At 47.3% G+C, this 17,515-nt stretch carries 15 protein-coding genes; 9 read left to right on the forward strand and 6 right to left on the reverse strand.

Annotation, left to right across the window (positions count from 1 at the left end; translation table 11 throughout):
- The first annotated feature begins 6 nt into the window (after positions 1-6).
- Complete coding sequence (locus OXH18_RS13455) at positions 7-1,935, forward strand: ArsA family ATPase (RefSeq protein ID WP_268607595.1); 1,929 nt, start codon at positions 7-9, stop codon at positions 1,933-1,935.
- 83 nt (positions 1,936-2,018) lie between these two features.
- Positions 2,019-2,897, forward strand: a complete 879-nt coding sequence (locus tag OXH18_RS13460) for an urease accessory protein UreD (protein WP_268607596.1) — start codon at positions 2,019-2,021, stop codon at positions 2,895-2,897.
- A gap of 140 nt (positions 2,898-3,037) precedes the next feature.
- On the opposite strand, the gene OXH18_RS13465 is transcribed toward OXH18_RS13460, so the two are convergent.
- Positions 3,038-3,565 carry a hypothetical protein gene (locus OXH18_RS13465; RefSeq protein ID WP_268607597.1) on the reverse strand — a complete coding sequence of 176 codons (528 nt, stop codon included), beginning with the start codon at positions 3,563-3,565 and terminating at the stop codon, positions 3,038-3,040.
- Between the two features lie 90 nt (positions 3,566-3,655).
- Here OXH18_RS13465 and OXH18_RS13470 point away from each other — a divergent pair, with 90 nt between their 5' ends.
- From OXH18_RS13470 to OXH18_RS13485, 4 genes are all read left to right on the forward strand, one after another.
- Entirely contained in the window at positions 3,656-4,879 is a 1,224-nt protein-coding gene (locus tag OXH18_RS13470; protein ID WP_268607598.1) for a glycosyltransferase, read from the forward strand.
- Between the two features lie 236 nt (positions 4,880-5,115).
- Entirely contained in the window at positions 5,116-5,391 is a 276-nt protein-coding gene (locus OXH18_RS13475; RefSeq protein ID WP_268607599.1) for an HU family DNA-binding protein, read from the forward strand.
- Positions 5,392-5,399: 8 nt separating this feature from the next.
- Entirely contained in the window at positions 5,400-5,597 is a 198-nt protein-coding gene (locus OXH18_RS13480; protein ID WP_268607601.1) for a hypothetical protein, read from the forward strand.
- Between the two features lie 125 nt (positions 5,598-5,722).
- Entirely contained in the window at positions 5,723-6,196 is a 474-nt protein-coding gene (locus OXH18_RS13485; protein WP_268607602.1) for a DUF4385 domain-containing protein, read from the forward strand.
- Between the two features lie 400 nt (positions 6,197-6,596).
- On the opposite strand, the gene OXH18_RS13490 is transcribed toward OXH18_RS13485, so the two are convergent.
- Positions 6,597-7,985 (reverse strand): GAF domain-containing sensor histidine kinase, encoded by a 1,389-nt coding sequence (locus OXH18_RS13490; protein ID WP_268607604.1) that lies wholly within the window; start codon positions 7,983-7,985, stop codon positions 6,597-6,599.
- Positions 7,986-8,624: 639 nt separating this feature from the next.
- Entirely contained in the window at positions 8,625-9,197 is a 573-nt protein-coding gene (locus OXH18_RS13495) for a gamma-glutamylcyclotransferase family protein (RefSeq protein ID WP_268607606.1), read from the reverse strand.
- A 257-nt stretch (positions 9,198-9,454) separates the two neighbouring features.
- Here OXH18_RS13495 and OXH18_RS13500 point away from each other — a divergent pair, with 257 nt between their 5' ends.
- From OXH18_RS13500 to ruvA, 3 genes are all read left to right on the forward strand, one after another.
- Positions 9,455-11,989: a GH116 family glycosyl hydrolase gene (locus OXH18_RS13500; protein ID WP_268607607.1), complete on the forward strand. Its 2,535-nt coding sequence runs from the start codon at positions 9,455-9,457 to the stop codon at positions 11,987-11,989.
- 363 nt (positions 11,990-12,352) lie between these two features.
- Positions 12,353-14,095, forward strand: a complete 1,743-nt coding sequence (locus tag OXH18_RS13505) for an alpha/beta hydrolase (RefSeq protein WP_268607608.1) — start codon at positions 12,353-12,355, stop codon at positions 14,093-14,095.
- Between the two features lie 117 nt (positions 14,096-14,212).
- Positions 14,213-14,839 carry a Holliday junction branch migration protein RuvA gene (gene ruvA, locus OXH18_RS13510; RefSeq protein WP_268607609.1) on the forward strand — a complete coding sequence of 209 codons (627 nt, stop codon included), beginning with the start codon at positions 14,213-14,215 and terminating at the stop codon, positions 14,837-14,839.
- Positions 14,840-14,936: 97 nt separating this feature from the next.
- Here the strand turns inward: ruvA and OXH18_RS13515 are convergent, their stop codons facing one another.
- The 3 genes from OXH18_RS13515 to OXH18_RS13525 all read right to left on the reverse strand — a co-directional run bounded on the left by OXH18_RS13515 (position 14,937) and on the right by OXH18_RS13525 (position 17,411).
- A complete protein-coding gene (locus OXH18_RS13515; RefSeq protein WP_268607610.1) occupies positions 14,937-15,821 on the reverse strand; it encodes a YihY/virulence factor BrkB family protein in 885 nt (294 codons plus the stop codon).
- A gap of 299 nt (positions 15,822-16,120) precedes the next feature.
- Positions 16,121-16,855 carry an LmeA family phospholipid-binding protein gene (locus tag OXH18_RS13520; protein ID WP_268607611.1) on the reverse strand — a complete coding sequence of 245 codons (735 nt, stop codon included), beginning with the start codon at positions 16,853-16,855 and terminating at the stop codon, positions 16,121-16,123.
- A gap of 319 nt (positions 16,856-17,174) precedes the next feature.
- Positions 17,175-17,411, reverse strand: a complete 237-nt coding sequence (locus OXH18_RS13525) for a hypothetical protein (protein ID WP_268607612.1) — start codon at positions 17,409-17,411, stop codon at positions 17,175-17,177.
- Between the last annotated feature and the right edge of the window lie 104 nt (positions 17,412-17,515).

Below are 17,515 nucleotides of genomic sequence, written 5' to 3' on the forward strand. Positions count from 1 at the left end.
GTGGGCATGCTACCAGTAAAATCATTTCCCACACCACCCATGTTTCTCACCCCTTCCTTCCAGCCCCCCAAGCTTTCAATGTTCAGCGGTAAAGGCGGCGTTGGCAAAACCACCCTTGCCTGTGCTTGGGCGCGGTATTGGGCCCAAACCTTTCCGCACGATCGCGTTCTTTTGCTTTCGACCGATCCAGCCCATTCCCTCAGTGATGTCTTACAGCGTTCCATTAGTCATATCGCTAGCAGTGATACAAAGCTGCCAAACTTAGCCGTGCAAATCCTAGACGCGGCGGTCTTGCTTCAGACGTTTCGATCGTCCTATGGGGAGGTTTTGCAACAGTTAGTGGAACGCGGCAGTTTTATGGCTGGTTCTGACCTCGCCCCCGTTTGGGAGTTTGGTTTTCCTGGGTTGGATGAGTTAATGAGCTTGCTAGAAATTCAGCGATTGTTGCGCGACCAGCAGGCCGATCGCATCGTCGTCGATATGGCTCCTAGTGGACACACCCTGAACCTATTTAGGATGATGGATTTTCTCGATAATTTTCTGGCAGCTTTGTCGCTGTTTCAGGAAAAACACCGAACCGTTAGCCGATCGTTCACTGGACAAGTTACTGACGACGAAGCCGATTATTTTTTGCAGCGACTATCAGCTGAATTGAACGCTGGACGGCAACTGTTACAAGATCCACAGCGCACGAGTTGCTATATCGTGACGATCGCTGAACCGATGAGTTACTGGGAAACGTGCCGGTTTTTAACAGCGCTCAATGACCTTTGCATTCCCTGCGGTGGATTGTGGATCAACCAAATTACTTCTCAAACCAACAGCTTTCACAAAAATTGGATTGACCGCTTTTTTGAGATTGCTAAAAAAACTCCAGTGTACACAATTCCCTGGCAAATGCAGGAACCAATTGGCGCCGATCCAATCGATCGACTGGTTACACAGATTGAAAAGCTAGACGATGATATTTCGACTACTGTGAAAACTCCTCAATTGCATCAAATCAAACCTGTTGAGTTTCCGGCGCGAATTCCACCCAGTTTGAGCGACTTAATTGCCGACGGTCGTCGCTTGGTGATTGTGGGAGGAAAGGGAGGCGTTGGCAAAACTACCATTTCAGCCGCGATCGGGTGGGCTATGTCTATCCGTCATTCAAACTGTCAAATTCGGGTGATTTCGATTGATCCGGCTCACTCATTGGGAGATGCCTTGGGTTGTCAATTAGGGCATGATGCCATGAACTTAACCGCTAATTTAAGCGCTCAGGAAGTGAATGGACATCAACTGCTCGATCGATTTCGCAAAGACTATCTGTGGGAATTGGCTGCAATGATGAGCGGACAAACTAACGACACCGAATTACAACTTGCCTATGGGCCAGAGGCATGGCAAAAGATGGTATCACAAGCATTACCTGGAGTAGACGAAATTTTATCACTGCTGACCGTGATTGAATTACTGGAACAGGGCAAACAAGATCTGATTATTTTAGATACGGCTCCGACGGGTCATCTACTGCGCTTTTTAGAAATGCCCAATGCTTTGGCAGACTGGTTGGCTTGGATCTTTAAGCTTTGGATCAAATATCAAAGCGTTGTCAGCCGCACAGCGTTTATGAACAACCTGCGAACATTGCGGCAACAAGTGATACAGGCGCAAAAAACCTTACAGGATGCTCAATATACAGAGTTTATTGGCATCGTGCAAGCGCAGACCGCCATCACGGCAGAAACCAAACGGCTGTGTCAATCGCTGAGGGAACGCGGCATTTATCAGCGTTACTTGGTTCACAATCGCTATCAACCCGGACAGGAATTAGCTGCTGCACCGTTTTTACAAACGATCGTGCGAGTGCCACACCTATCGACTGATATAACAAGCAACCTCGATCCATTGGCGCAAATTCAAGGCATTGCTCGGTTGTTGTTTGAGTGAGATCAATTCAGTGAGACTAAGTGAGACCAATTAATGGTATATACATCATGGCATCCCTTTAGCCTTGCTTTAACCTGCCAGCCTTGTCTCTTCCTTCTGTTTCTCCTTCTAGCTCCGCTTGGCATGGTCAGTTACAGTTGACTTTCGATCGCCCCGATCAAAAAACGCTGCTCAGCCGTAGCTACAACCAAGCCCCCCTAAAAATTCAGCGTCCTTTCTACCCAGAAGGCGATCTGTGCCATAGCGTCATGTTGCACACCGCTGGCGGTATCGTTGGCGGCGATCGACTCTCGGTGCAAACCCATCTGCATTCCCATGCTCAAGCGCTTGTTACAACAGCCGCCGCTGCCAAAATCTATGACAGTAACGGCAAAACAGCGCATCAATCCACAATCTTGACCCTAGCAGCCGGGGCGTATTTGGAATGGTTGCCGCAAGAGACCATTCTTTTTAATGGCGCGTTGTATCAGCAGACACTGCGGGTGAACTTGGGCAGCGAAGCGGTTTGGCTTGGTTGGGATCTTGTTCGATTAGGACGAACCGCCAGAGGCGAACAATTTACCACCGGACACTGGCGATCGCACACAGAAATTTGGCAAGGCGATCGGTTGTTGTGGGTCGATCCGCAAGGGATTGATGGCGGCAGCGCGATGATGAACAGTCCCCACGGCTTAGCAGGCGCTTCGGTGATTGCCAGTCTTGTCTTTGCGGGGCGGTCGGTTCCCCCAGCCCTAGTTGAGCAAGTGCGCGACCTGTGGCAAACGCGCCCCCCACTCACCCAGTCCCTCTTACCAGAAACAGGTGCAACCCGACTCCCCAATGGATTCGTATGTCGCTATCGTGGACATTCTACCAACGAAGCCCGACAGTGGTTGATTCAAGTGTGGCAATTAGTGCGCCAATTTCATCTCCAGCGTCCCATTTGCATTCCGCGGGTGTGGCAACTGCGAGACATGTCTTAATCACTTACTTATCTCTTCTCAATTTTCCATGAGTGCATCCCGCTTTGATATTGAGATTGCCGTATCTGCCCTCATCTGCTGCTCCCAGCCTAGGAAGAGGAATTTAGAGTAAGGGCTACAGTAATGGAATGCCCGATTCCCTACCGTGGATCGGCCTTCGTCACAAACGTTTCATTGCCTGCCACTGTCAATTCCAGTGGTTGGCGATCGGGATAGGCCTTCACCACTTGGCGATAGACCGAATAATTAGTCGGCAAGGTCACGGTTCTGCCTTGATTTTCATAGGTAATCGAATACTTCACATCTTTGTTCAATTGCGGCGATCCCACTACCTCATCCGACGATCGAGTTCTTTCTTCAATCTCATCGATCGTGGGACGGGGTGGAATAGCAGGCCAATACAAGCCTTTATTATCCGGGCCACTGGCTGCATCGATCGGGCGTTGTCCGTTGCGGTTGACCAACGACGTAGTAGCAAACTTCTCGCGACGGTTGCGAATCGGTTTATCAGGGTTAGGCGAATATTCCACTTGCCAGGTATAAATCACCGTAGCCGTAGCTTCATACTCGGTTGTCACCACGTTATTGCAACCCGTAAGGGCCATCCCTAGAACAATTGTGGTTAGGGCAATGCGACTCCATCGTAGCCATTCAGGTTGTACTATCATCACTCTCACTCCTAAGAAATCAGGGGCAGACCGATTCACGCCAAACGATCATAGTAAGCTAGGAAAGTTGAACGCCTTTTTTCAGTATCTATGAAATTGAGTTTGTGCATGATTGTCCGCAACGAGGCTGCCAACCTACCAGCATGCCTCACCAGTGTAAAGGACGTGGTGGACGAACTCATTGTGCTGGATACTGGCTCCACTGATGAAACCGTGACGATCGCCCAATCCTTTGGAGCACAGGTGCCACACTTTGCCTGGTGCAACGATTTCTCAGCGGCTCGCAATGCATCGCTGAAGTATGCCACAGGGGACTGGATTCTGGTATTAGATGCTGATGAACGGTTAGTACCCGAAATTGTTCCTGCCATGCAGCAAGCCATGCAGCAACCGAATGCACTGGTGATTAACCTATTACGTGCGGAAGTGGGCGCGGTTCAATCTCCCTATTCACTGGTGTCGCGGCTGTTTCGCAATCACCCCGATGTGCAGTTTTCTCGTCCCTATCATGCCTTGGTGGATGACAGTGTGATGCAACTGCTGCAACAAGAACCCCAGTGGCAAGTGCTGAGTTTACCGCAGATTGCCATCCGGCACTATGGCTATGAACCCAGCACGATCGCTGCTCGGCAAAAGCTAGACCAAGCAAGAACCGCCATGGAGGAATACTGGCTGGCGCATCCGGATGATCCCTATGTGTGCAGCAAGTTAGGAGCACTTTATATCCAAATTGGCGACTTTACACAAGGGGTTGATATTCTGCGGCGCGGGTTACGCTCGATCGCCCAATCACCAACTCCCGTCGTCAATCCACAATCCTCCTTTGCCCCTATTCTCTACGAATTACACTACCACCTTGCCATTGCCTACAACCGCCTCCAGCAACCTCCTACCGCTGAACAGCACTATCGATCAGCTATTCAAGTGCCAATTCTCGATTGTTTGAAACTTGGAGCTTACAATAACCTAGGGAGTCTGCTGCAAGCCAAAGGTGATTTAGCTGGAGCCAAAGCCGCCTATGAAGCTTGCTTGAACATTGATCCCAACTTTGCCGTTGGCTATTACAACATGGGCATGGTGTTAAAAGCCTCTGGGCAATTGATGGAATCGGCAGCACAATACCAAAAGGCGATCGCGCTCAATCCTAACTACGCCGAAGCGCACCAAAATTTGGGCGTTGTATTGTTGAAACTTGGCAATATCTTGGAGGGCAAGCAAGCTTTTCTGCGTGCCATTGAACTTCATGAAAGGCAAAATTCACCTGAAGCGGCTCGGCTGCGTCAAGGACTGCAACAAATGGGATTCCGAGTCTAGTCGCAAAAATTGTTTGATGACTTGCGTAACGATCGAGAGATTCATCGGGAACAGTATGCCGACCTTTCCAACTTCCCCACACCGAGGGGGGAGCCGCAGGCAGTGGGATGAATGCGATGCTGCACGACCAAGCATTGGTAGACCCCCCGACACTACAATTTGTGCACTTGTACTAGCCAAACCGAAACAGATGCTCTAGAATGCCGTGAATGTATCGTCATGCGAGGATAATCATCATGAATAAAGGTGAATTGGTAGACGCGATCGCGAGCAAAGCGCAAATTTCTAAGAAAGATGCAGATGTGATTCTCACGGCTACTGTCGATACCATCATGGAAGCTGTGGCCAAGGGTGAAAAGGTGACGCTGGTTGGGTTTGGCACATTTGAACCGCGCCAGCGTGCTGCTCGGGAAGGGCGTAATCCCCAAACGGGCAAAGCCATTCAGATTCCAGAAACCACTGTTCCTGCCTTTTCAGCAGGCAAACAGTTCAAGGAGGCGGTAGCAGAATAGTAGGCGACATGAATCGATTCAAGCCATGCGAACAAGTGGTGTCTTTAGCCGGACGTTCAGGACGAGTACAGCATCCGTGGGTCTGGAATGCGATCGACCTTCCCGGATATTGTCTGGTGTTGTTTGATGGTAATCGAATGCCGCGATGGGTTCGCATTGATCAACTCTTACCCGATCCACAGGCGTCTAGAGATGTTTCTGTATAGCAAACTGTTCATCAGCAAGCCGCGAGGATTGGATCGATTCACTGGTTTATGATGATTGTCATTACAATCGTTGTGCTGCTTGGTTTGGGCACGGCCAGTTAGCCCGACCAGCGCCAGACAAGGTTATGGGAACATTTGACTATTCGTTAGACTTTAAAACGATCGACTTTCGGCAGCATCCAGAACTCTACCGGATTGGTCGGGGCGAACAGGGAGTGCTACTGGTTGAACCTTACAAAAGCGAGATTCTGCCCCATTGGCGATTCAAAACCCCAGACCTTGCCCGTCAATCTGCTGCTACGATTTATCAAATGTTTCTGGACTACAAGGCTCAGTCGGATTTTGTGGGCATGGACATGGCTCGCAAATTTTTGCAAATGGGCTACACTCGCTCGCGGCGTTATGCGAACCATAAATCTGGACGGAAATATGCCAAAGACGCCAAAGGCGAAGGAGCTAAAACCGTTTTACCTCGTGATGAAGATTCCGTTAAAGCTGAATCTGCCAAAATCTTCTATGACATGTGGCAATTGGCAAAGACTGATCCAGACTATCTAAAATTGGCCGATCGACATCGCCAACAATATGAGCAGAAATGAGCGCTAGAGGTCCGAATGAAGCAGTGGTGATGGTAATAGGTGATGGGCCAGTGAAAAGACTGGCTAACTGCTTATCACCCATTACCAAACTTAAAATCGCTCATTTAGAATGGCGGACTGAAAACCCTATAAACTATTAGCAGGCAAGATGGTTGTGCTACAAAGCGTTTCAGGCATTTGACCCATCGACTTACCTTATTTAACTCAATAACTTAACTTAACCTAAGTAACCTATAACTAGCTTTTGAGAAATAACGTATGAGAGCGATATCATTATTGGACTGAAGGTATGCTGTAAGTATGCAGTGACAATCACTATTCGGTGGGGGTCACTATCCTTTAATACTTCTTGCTAGTTTTCAATTCCTGATTAATTGCCAAACTTAACAAAGGCTTAATTTTAAGCAGTTTCTGCTTCGTCTCTCAGTTGTGGCAGTTTAATGACATAGCGATATCCCTCTTCGTTTGAACCTTGAACGCTGATCGAGCCGCCGTGTAGTTCTGCTAATTGACAACTGAGCAGTAACCCCAAGCTTTGCCGCGAGTGGTGATTTTCGATCGAGCCGACTGTTTCTTCGAAATCATTAGATGGCGATATACGTGCTTCAGCTTCCCACTCGTTTTGTCGCCATTTTCTGTGAGTTTGTATAGCAAAGTGATGCAGCGATCGGCTAGCTATTACGTCAGCTTGCGACATGCCATCACCTAACCAAGGATGGGATGTCCAAACAGCCAGGTTAAGGAAATTTTGTCGGCGAGAAATATGAATGCGAATAATGCTTTCTGGATTGGACGATTGCATAACGCTGAAAATGAGGTGATAGAGCATTTGTCGTACTTTGTCTTTGTCTAGTAAACAAATGCGTGGGCCAGGTTCCACTGTTAGCTGAATTTGTTGATGGTGACGTTGTGCCGCTTGTTTGAGAGTACTGAGCGCCTGCTGGCACAGCATTTCAACATCAATTGGGGTCAGGGTGAGATAGAGCGTTCGATCGTCTAACGTTCCTAGTTCCAAGACCTCGTTCACCAACGAAGATAGGTATTGTCCGCTGTTGTGAATAATGTCAATGTACTCTCTTTGTTTATGGGTGAGTGCGCCATAAATGCCCTGGCTGAGAACTCTTGCCATTCCCAGAATGGAAGTTAATGGAGTACAAAGCTCTTGTGCCATTTGAGACATTAGCTGTGACTTAACCGATGAGATGGCAGATGCCGACATAGCCGAAGCATTGACTGCGGTTGTAGGATTTGGTGATGATTGTATCCACGCGGAGGTTTTAGCCAGGTGATTGCGTTCAAACTCGCTAATACTCCACCGAGCGATTAACTGTAGAATTTCAATCTCTTTGTCTGTAAAACTACGGGGTGTTAAGCTCATCATCGCTAAAGTGCCAAGGCAATAACCATTCGACGCCACCAAAGGTACCCCCAGATAGGCACGAATGCCATAACGCTGAACTAGCAAACCTGTTGCAAAGGCTGGATTGGCAGCGGCGTCTGTAATGACCTGAACGTGTTGACTTTCGACAACTTGGGTACAAAAAGATTCATGGCGTGGCAACTGACGAGACGACGCTAAATCGTTCATCAATCCAATTCGCGAAAGCCCAACGGCAGATTTAAACCAAAGCCGATCGGAATCAAGCAAACCCAGTACACAAATTGGCATTTCTATAAAGTGAGTCGCCGTTTGAGTTGCTTCCTCAAAAATTGGCACACTTTCTGTTCCTAATAAACCTAGTTCTTCTAATGTTTGTAATCGCTGTTGCTCTTGCTCAGAGTTTGGCATGTGTTCAAAACGAGAAAATACTCTCTTATCAGGGCGTCTCATTTCAACCCCTTTCTGCATTCCCTAAATTAGCGGTTAAGCCAAAGAACCAATGGAATGGTTATTCGCTATACACAGAGTGCCCCGACTTTTTAACAGATCAACATACTGCCGTTAAAGATGGGCGAACTTCAGAGTTTTCAAGGCTAAAGATAGCTAGATCCGTTAAAAGGATAACCGTAGGATCACTGAAACACCAGGTTTTATAAGGTATCAATTTTCTATTAGTTAGAACAAAGAATAGTGATGAAACCCATCGATTAGCTTAGAGTATTGAATCAATTTTGAATCAATTGAAAAAGTATCGTTGAAGCCGTGAGTTTTAGTGTCGTGCTAATTCTAGAATACATAGACCAATGAGTACGTAATTTGCAAGGGTCTTATCGCCGCAATGAGCAAGCAAGTTCTTAGATGAAGCAAGACCTAAAAGGGATTTTTTGTGAATGTTTCAACAGCCATCGTCAGTGAAAGTATCTATACAAAACCGTCCAGGATCGATCGCTCATTTTATGCTTAGCACTCTTAATTAAGCGCATAACGTAGGTAAAGCATACTAAGCTTGTCACTTTAGAACATTTATGGTGAACCTAGGCGATTAGTCTAAGCAACTTGATTTTGACGAATGTGATGATGAGCAGCTTGTTGAAGCTGGTGCATGTGATGAAAAAGCTGCCAGCAATACTGTTCTGGTAAACCACAGGTAATGGCTCCCCGCAACACCACATTAAAGTACCAGTCATTGGGGGCGTGTTCTTCTGTCAATTTTTCAATTACGGTATAAGTACGCACATTCGTATAGGATTGCCCTTGACAGTCAACCTCGATCATTTCGTGACAGTAGCCTTCTTCCCGCTCATCCAGATAGCCACTTAATCGTAGCGGCAATTGGTAGAGAACCCCTTGGACAATCGCACCAGGTTCAGGGACGATATCAAGTACACCACAATTGCGGCGGTGGGACCGACGAAAAAAGCCGAGGCGGTAGTGCTTAAGCGTGGCTGGACCGATGACATAGGAATGGGTGTGTTCTCCAAGCGATCGCTTCAAATCAACCGGGCACATGCAAGAGCCATAGGCGAAGTAGTAGAAAGTTGGCTCGGCTGGAGTAGACAACGATTGAGTCACTTCTGCCTGTAACCACTGAGAATTCTGGCGTAAGGGCTGCTTGGACATGGCTCCTAGTTACGATAACTACGAAAACGATGGCTACTTCAACGTTATGCTCAATACAAGCAAAGCGGTTCACTCTTGCTTTACACTGACTTCAAGCAAAGCGATCGAAATTTAGCGAAATAACAGCAAAATAACAGAGTTCGTTTGAATTATTCAGTAATCTTATCAAACTCCAAGCCAAAAAACACCTATTCCGGGCGAAGAACCGTAGATTTAATTTTTCTTTAATGGGGCACTGTCAGCTATAGAATCAAAAAATGACTCATTTGCCCTTCTTACCCACTATTTCGTCCTGTAGCTGGAGCCGCTCCATTGGTCTAGGGTGGGACAATCCTTACACAGTTCGCTACGCCAGCAACATTGATGATGGACCATGGCATGGAATGCCTTTGGGTGGGTTGGGTGCAGGATGCATCGGACGATCGTCCCGCGGTGATTTTAACCTCTGGCATGTCGATGGCGGTGAGCATGTGTTTCAGGTTTTTCCAGCGTGCCAATTTAGTGTATTTGAGCAGGTAGAGGATGCCCCCCCTCAAGCCTATGCCCTTTGCACGGAAGCGCCGAATCATGACACGTTGGCAGCTTGGCAGTGGTATCCGGTGCAGGGGAAGAGGGAACGGAGAGTAGGAAACAGGGAAGCAGAACCAGATTCGGGGAAGTATTATGCACTGTATCCGCGCAGTTGGTTCGTTTATCGAAATGTGTTTCAAGCGTATCTAGAATGTGAGCAGTTTTCCCCAATTTGGGCTGAAAACTATCAAGAATCTAGCTATCCTGTGGCAGTGTTTGAGTGGTCGGCTCATAATCCGGGCAATCGACCCATTACGCTTAGCATCATGCTTTCTTGGCAAAACATGGCGGGTTGGTTCACGAATACGTTGAAGACGCCAGAGGTTACAGTTCGCGATGATGGCAGTCCTGTTTATGCCTATCAACCCCAAATTGGCAAAAGCCAGGGAAATTTTAACCAGTGGTTAACGTCAGGTGACTGTGCTGGATGCATCATGGGACAGAGCGATCGGCAAACGTTGGAAGAAGGGGACGGCACTTGGGCGATTGCCACTTGTTTTGATGCAGAAGTGTTTTATCAAGCGCGTTGGAATCCGATCGGGGATGGGAGGGATTTGTGGAGCAGTTTTGCCCAGGATGGATCGCTGCCCAATGTTGCTGATGAATCGCCAGCGGCAAGAGGAGAGCAGATTGGAGCGGCAGTTGCGGTGCGGTTTACGTTGGCTCCGGGTGAGACCAAACAAATTCCGTTTGTGGTGGTGTGGGATTTGCCCATTACTGAGTTTGCAGAAGGTGTTGTCTACTACCGTCGCTACACAGACTTCTTTGGACGCAGCGGTCAGAACGCTTGGGCGATCGCCCAGACTGCTCTGAAATCCTATAAACAGTGGCAGCAGTCGATTCAACAATGGCAACAGCCGATTTTGGATCGATCGGATTTACCCGACTGGTTCAAAATGGCGCTATTCAATGAGCTATATGATTTGACCAGCGGCGGAACCCTGTGGAGTGCCGCCACTGAGCATGACCCGATCGGACAATTTGCTGTGCTGGAATGTTTAGATTACCGCTGGTATGAAAGCCTAGACGTGCGGTTGTATGGGTCATTTGCGCTACTGATGTTGTTCCCCAACTTAGACAAGTCCATTCTTCGTGCCTTTGCCAGGGCGATTCCGAAAGAGGACGATCGCCTCCGCACCATTGGCTACTACTACACGATCGGACAGCCTAGCCCAGAAGCCTTGCGCAAAGCCAAAAACGCCACTCCGCATGATTTGGGCGCACCTAACGAACACGTTTGGGAGAAGACGAACTACACCAGCTATCAAGACTGCAATTTGTGGAAAGATCTAGGTTCTGATTTCGTCTTGCAGGTCTACCGGGATTTTGTTCTCACGGGCAGCCGTGATATGCCATTCCTAGAGGAGTGCTGGGAGGCGATCGTCGCGGCACTTGAATATCTCAAAACCTTTGATTTCGATAACGATGGCATCCCTGAAAATTCAGGCGCACCCGATCAAACCTTCGACGATTGGCGCTTGCAAGGGGTCAGCGCTTACTGTGGTGGATTGTGGATAGCTGCACTAGAAGCCGCGATCGCCATTGGTCAAACCTTGGAAAGGATGACAACTAACAGCGGAGGGGTGAACAAAAAGCCAATCCCCACCCCCCAATCCCTCATTCCTCAATGGCAAAACTGGCTAGAGCAAGCCCGATCAGAGTATCAGGAAAAATTGTGGAACGGTCAGTACTATCGCCTCGACAGCGGCAGTGGGTCTGATATAGTCATGACCGATCAGCTTTGCGGTCAGTTCTATGCGCGATTACTGAACTTACCCGATATTGTGCCGATCGACTGTGTCCGGTCTGCTCTACAGTCGATTTACGACTCGTGCTTTATCAACTTCAACCAGTGGATTCAAGATCAGAGGGACAATTGTCTAACCCCCACCCCCCTTCCCTTCTCCCCTATTGGTGCAGCCAACGGTGTGCGTCCAGACGGTTCTCCGGTTAATCCAAAGGACACCCATCCCTTGGAAGTATGGACAGGCATTAACTTTGGGCTAGCAGCCTTTATGGTGCAAATGGGCATGCAGCAGGAAGCCTTTGAGATTACAGAAGCCGTTGTGCGACAGATTTATGAGCACGGATTGCAATTCCGCACGCCAGAAGCAATCACGGCTACTCACACCTTCCGCGCCTGTCACTATCTGCGAGCTATGGCAATTTGGGCAATTTATGGTGTATTGGTTGAGTTTAAGGCACTAAAAAGTGAGAAGTGAGGGTTAGTGCCACGTTGGTCATCACATTATTTTTAATATCTTAGCGATCGACCAACTCAGTCGGGGCGTCTTTCAAGTCGCCGCTCTGCTGCTCAACAGCGAGATTATTCTTTCGTTATCGTCCGCTGCAACATATATTCTTGTGCTTCCGTCTTGCACTTCTGTATTGAAGCACCGTCGTTTACCACCATTTGGTTTAAGGTTGCCTGCCGTTCGTCTTTTTTTTCATAGCTGCGCTATCATTGCCGCTATTCATTCCTCAGAGAAAACTTAGCTGCTTGTTTTCGATCGGTATGAATCAGCATGAAGAGCAGCAGAACCACGATACAACCCGCAACAGAGCTAGACAACTTGAATCTAATCATGACAACTTCTTCCGCTTCAGATCCTCCTACCGATACGGCAAACCCAATAGCGGCTGAACCGTGTTTCCGTTCGCGTTCCTGGTTCAAACGCAAAATTTTTCATCGCTCGTGGCAAGTAGCGTTAGGTTGCCTGGCAGCCCTTACCACCGCCATTCCTAGCCCCGCAGCCGAACGGGTATCTGTCTCCTACGGGCCGCTAGAGCTTTCGCTTTCTGTAAAAGACCTGGAAACCTATGCAGAAACAGGCAGGATGAGTAATGGGTTAGCCTTTTATGCCCGATTCGTGGATGATGAAAACCTAGAGCAGTTGCGCGATCTGTTGCGCCAGCAACTGGACTTAGATGCGGTGGCCATCTCACAGATTCTCTATTCATCGTTTGGAGAAACCTCGCTGCAACAGTTGGGCGAACTGATTCAAACTGATGCGCGCCAAAATGGATTTTATGCCCTGCGATCGGCGTTAATTTTGGCTGCCAATGACCCTGAAGGCTTAACACCCTTAAACATCATCAAACACTTTCCCACACCCACAGTACGAATTCAGTCCGTCCGCGCTATTCAAGTTGCCAATGAATTTACACAATTGCTGCATCAAACCGATCGCATCAGAGCCGTGATGAGTGAACAGGCGGCTGCGGATATAGCAACAGACGTTTCGGTTGATTTTGCCCGAGGGTTAAATTTACAGGAGTTTGGCACCATCGACTGGCAACAGGAAACCTTACAGCTACACGATCGTCTGCGCAATCGCTCCATTGCAGTTGATCTCTATACGCCAAATCTTTCCGAAGCGGCACCAGTGCTAGTGATTTCCCATGGCATTGCAGCCGATCGCCAAGATTTTTCGGAACTGGCACAACATTTAGCCTCGCATGGTTTTGCAGTGGCTGTGTTAGATCATCCCGGCAGCGATCGACAACACTTTCAAAACCTGCTGCGGGGACTAACCCAAGAAATTGCTGAACCTAACGAGTTTGTTAATCGTCCATTGGATGTGAGCTATTTGCTAGATGAGCTAGAGCAACTCAATCAACCAGGTGCACCGCTGCACAATCGCCTCAATTTGCAGAAAGTGGGCGTGATTGGACACTCATTAGGCGGCTATACGGCTCTAGCTTTGGCTGGTGCTCAACTAAATTTCGACTTGCTGCGGCGCGAATGCCAATCCAGCTTCATTGATCTGAATATTGCGAACTTGTCGATGCCGCTTCAGTGTGAAGCACTGCGAACCACACTCGAGGCTCAACCGCTACAAGACAATCGGGTGCGGGCAATCGTCGCCGTGAATTCAGTCAGCCATAACGTCTTTGGACAAGAAGGACTGCGATCGGTTCAAGTTCCGGTCATGTTAATTGGTGGTAGTCGGGATGTAATTTCGCCTGTGCTGCTCGAGCAAGTGTGTCCGTTTACGTGGCTCACCGGGACAGATAAATACCTAGCGGTGATTGAAAAAGGAACCCATGTTTATAATTACCAAAATACTAGTCAAAACCAATTGTTTCCTGGTGAACCCACTAACCCCAATCCTGCTCTGGCTCACCGCTATTTGCAAGCCCTCAGCCTCGCATTCTCCAAGGTTCACGTTGCTGCACAGCCCGAATATCGCGACTATCTCAGAGCATCTTATGCGCAGTCAATTAGTGAATCCCCCCTACCTCTGACGCTGCTGAATGCGTTGAATACCGCTCCCTTGACGCGATCGTTAGTAGGCGCTTGCCCCGGAACCAGTGAAAATCGTTAAGGGGGCAAATCCGTACAAATAGAATGCAAACACCTCCTTCCGATTATTTAATAAAGAATGTTAGCCTGAGAAGGATCAACTTAGCTTAGATAAGCTAGCAGTGAAATCGGCGATCGAATGATTAGTTACCTTAAGGGAACCGTTGCTGGGATTCAAAAAGTAAGCAGTAGTCGCGTCATCCTCACCTTAGAAGTGAATCAGGTTGGATACGATTTGCAGATTACGTCTCGCTTAATGCAGCATTTGTTGGCGATCGACGAAGCTGTACAAGTATTTACACATCTACAAATTCGCGAAGATCAGATGATCCTGTTTGGGTTTGGTTCAACCGCTGAACGAGACTTATTCCGCCAACTCATTAGTGTCAGTGGTATTGGACCCCAAGTTGCGATGGCCTTACTGGATGGATTAAGTTTACCCGACCTCGTGCAGGCAATCGTTTCTAGCAACACGCGAGTCTTAACCCAAGCACCTGGGGTGGGCGCAAAAACTGCCGAGCGTTTGGCTTTAGAACTCAAAACCAAATTAGCTGAATGGCGCAACCAATCGGGCCTGGCAACTTTGCCTGATGCGGGACCAACGGCCAATGTTCGAGAAGATGTAGAAATGACTTTACTAGCGCTGGGATATACTGGCAATGAAATTACGCAAGCGTTGCAAGCTGTTGGACAAAAAACTGCACTGGCTAAAAACTCCAATGCAGAAGATTGGATTCGAGAAGCGATCGCTTGGCTTAGCCAATGAAGTCTTTGCTCAAGCGGTACGATCAATCGATTAACACGAATCGATCGAGTTACTTCATTGACGGATGAGCACGACATCAATCATAATCAATAACGACTCATTCTTTTGAAACCGGAACAGCGTGCTCAGATGGGCGAATCGGAGTACCTCGATAGCGAGAATAAACCTGGGTAAATTCTGCACCAAACAAAATAATTTGAGCCGAATAAAATACCCACACTAAAAGTACCACGAAGGAACCTGCTGCACCATAGGTAGAACCAATCCCACTATTACCTAAATAGAGACCAATGAGATATCGACCAATATTAAATAGAAGTGCCGTTGCAGCGGCTCCGATCCACAAGTTTTTCCAAGGGACTTGTACATCTGGCAAAAACTTATAAATTGATGCAAAGAGCAGCGTGATTACTGCAAAAGAGATAAAGAAATTCAATCCTTGACCAACCGCTATAAACTCTGGCATCATGCTGCCAAAAACATTACTGATTGCGGCGAGGATAGCGGAAAGGATCAGAGAAACTAATAGCAGAAATCCAATTACAAGCACCATAGCAAATGATAGAAATCGAGACTGAATAAAGTTTTTCCAGCCGCGTTCTGGCTTTGGTTTAACATTCCAAATGGCATTCAAGGCTTGTTGCAGTTGACCAAATACGCCTGATGCGCCGAACAAAAGCGTTACGACTCCCACAATTGAAGCGATCGTCCCGCCTGAACCAGGGCGTTGAGCATTTTGCAACATGGTTTGAATTGCCTCTGCCCCGTCACGTCCTACTAGACCTTGGATCTGCCCGACAATTTGACCTTGCGCGGCTTCTTCACCAAATATAGCCCCCGCAATAGCAATGGCAATTAACAACAATGGAGCTAATGAAAATACGGTGTAATAAGCAAGCGCGGCCGCATATAGAGGGACTTGATCTTGTGTCCATTCAGTGACAGTGTCCTTTAAAAGACGAACGCCGTCTTTCAATCTCATGTGGCTATTCCTTCGCTGGTATTAATTACCGCCATTATCAATAGCTCGTTTATTTATCAGCATCAGTCTATGGTAAGGAATTCAGGAAAGGGCGTTGCTGAACGCAGGATGAATTACCCGCATCCACAACCCTTCTTCTTATGGAGCAGGGAGCCAAATTTTGTTGTCCCCTCTCCTTTGGGAGAGGGCTGGGCTGAGGGCTGCAAGCAGCTCCAGCACAAGAATCATATATTCTGCTCAGCAACACCCAGAAAAGATTAAAAATGAATCAGTCTCTCATTCCGAGGCATACTTGCGTCTTACATTGGAGGAAGTTTCGCGATCGTTGTATCTGCTCGGATCAACAATCTTCCTTCATCGGTCTCCAACTCCTTCAGTTTTAGGGATATCCCGCCAAGTTCAAAATTACGTAGATCTAGTAGCTCAATCAGGTTCTGAAATAACACTGTTAACAAAGTAAGAGACAGTCCCTGCCCTTCTGCCGAGAGAATCTCAATTTCTATGCGCTGTCCATTGTCTTTCAGAATTGGTTTGATCATGGCATGAAATTCACTTCCCTCGGCATGATCGGTGCTGATAATTGCGTTAAGGTCAATTCGATTGTCGCTCAATAGTTGAAGACTAACGTGTTGAATATCGATCGGTACGATTTCGCCATCCACTTCCACTTCTAATTGGTTGAGCTTATTCCGGAGATAGTCAGATTGTAATGCACGGTTCAAGTCGGCTTCTGTTAAGATCACTTGAGTTCGAGCACAAGCGGTTTTGTTTAGTTCAATATCCCCTGTCACCGCCTTCAGTGGGTTAATAAATACTGCATCTGTCTGAATATCTACTGACTCAGCCCGCAACTCCTGTTGAATGACCAGTCCTTGTCCTTGAATTTTGACTGAATCAACCTGCCCTTGAACAAGTTGCAATGGATTTGTGCGGATATCAACCTCAATTTCTTCTACTTCATCAAGTTGGCTAGTAAGTGCTAGCTCTGCTGCCTTGTCAAGCAACTGTTCTCCCAAATCTGGATCGTGATTCATGGATTTAATACTAACTTAAACAGAAGGAGCAATAATATGGCGAAAAAGGTAAAAATGTTGCAGGTGTTAGCCTACTTTAGTACTGGTAGCTTCAACACTTATTTTCAATCTTTGATCTAGAGTTACAATCAGCTATGATTCTATTCAACTTAGCAATACAACAACGCCGTAATAGCGATTAAATGCATCTCAACTTTGCGAAAAAAAGTGAGATTTTTAAAGACCCTTCCCCAATCTGGGAAAGGGATTAATGGTAAAGCTTGTTGAGAGAAACAAATGTTTTCTTGATCAATTTTGCCTTAGAAGTAGTCTGATAACACTACATTTTTCCCTTTTGCATCACCTCTTGTAGATGACGACGAATCTCTTGAACTTGATTCATTTCAGTTTGCTGAATCTGCCGCAAAAGTTCAACACATGGCTGACTGTCAGCCTTCTGAGCATCTTGAATGTACGTCTCATATAGTTGAACAGCTTCAGCTTTGTTCTTTAATACAGCCACCAGATCATATTCTAAATCGCTGATCGCTTTAGTTTGATTGTTGGTTGCAACCATGATTCTTCTCCATTGTTTTAACTAGCTGCTCTAAGCTTGACGTACCTCTCTTACTCCAAACATCTCCCTAAAAGTGGAAAGTTATCATGTGATCATAAAAACAT

The sequence above is a fragment of the Thermocoleostomius sinensis A174 genome, assembly GCF_026802175.1.
In the GTDB taxonomy this organism is placed as follows: Bacteria; Cyanobacteriota; Cyanobacteriia; order Elainellales; family Elainellaceae; genus Thermocoleostomius; species Thermocoleostomius sinensis.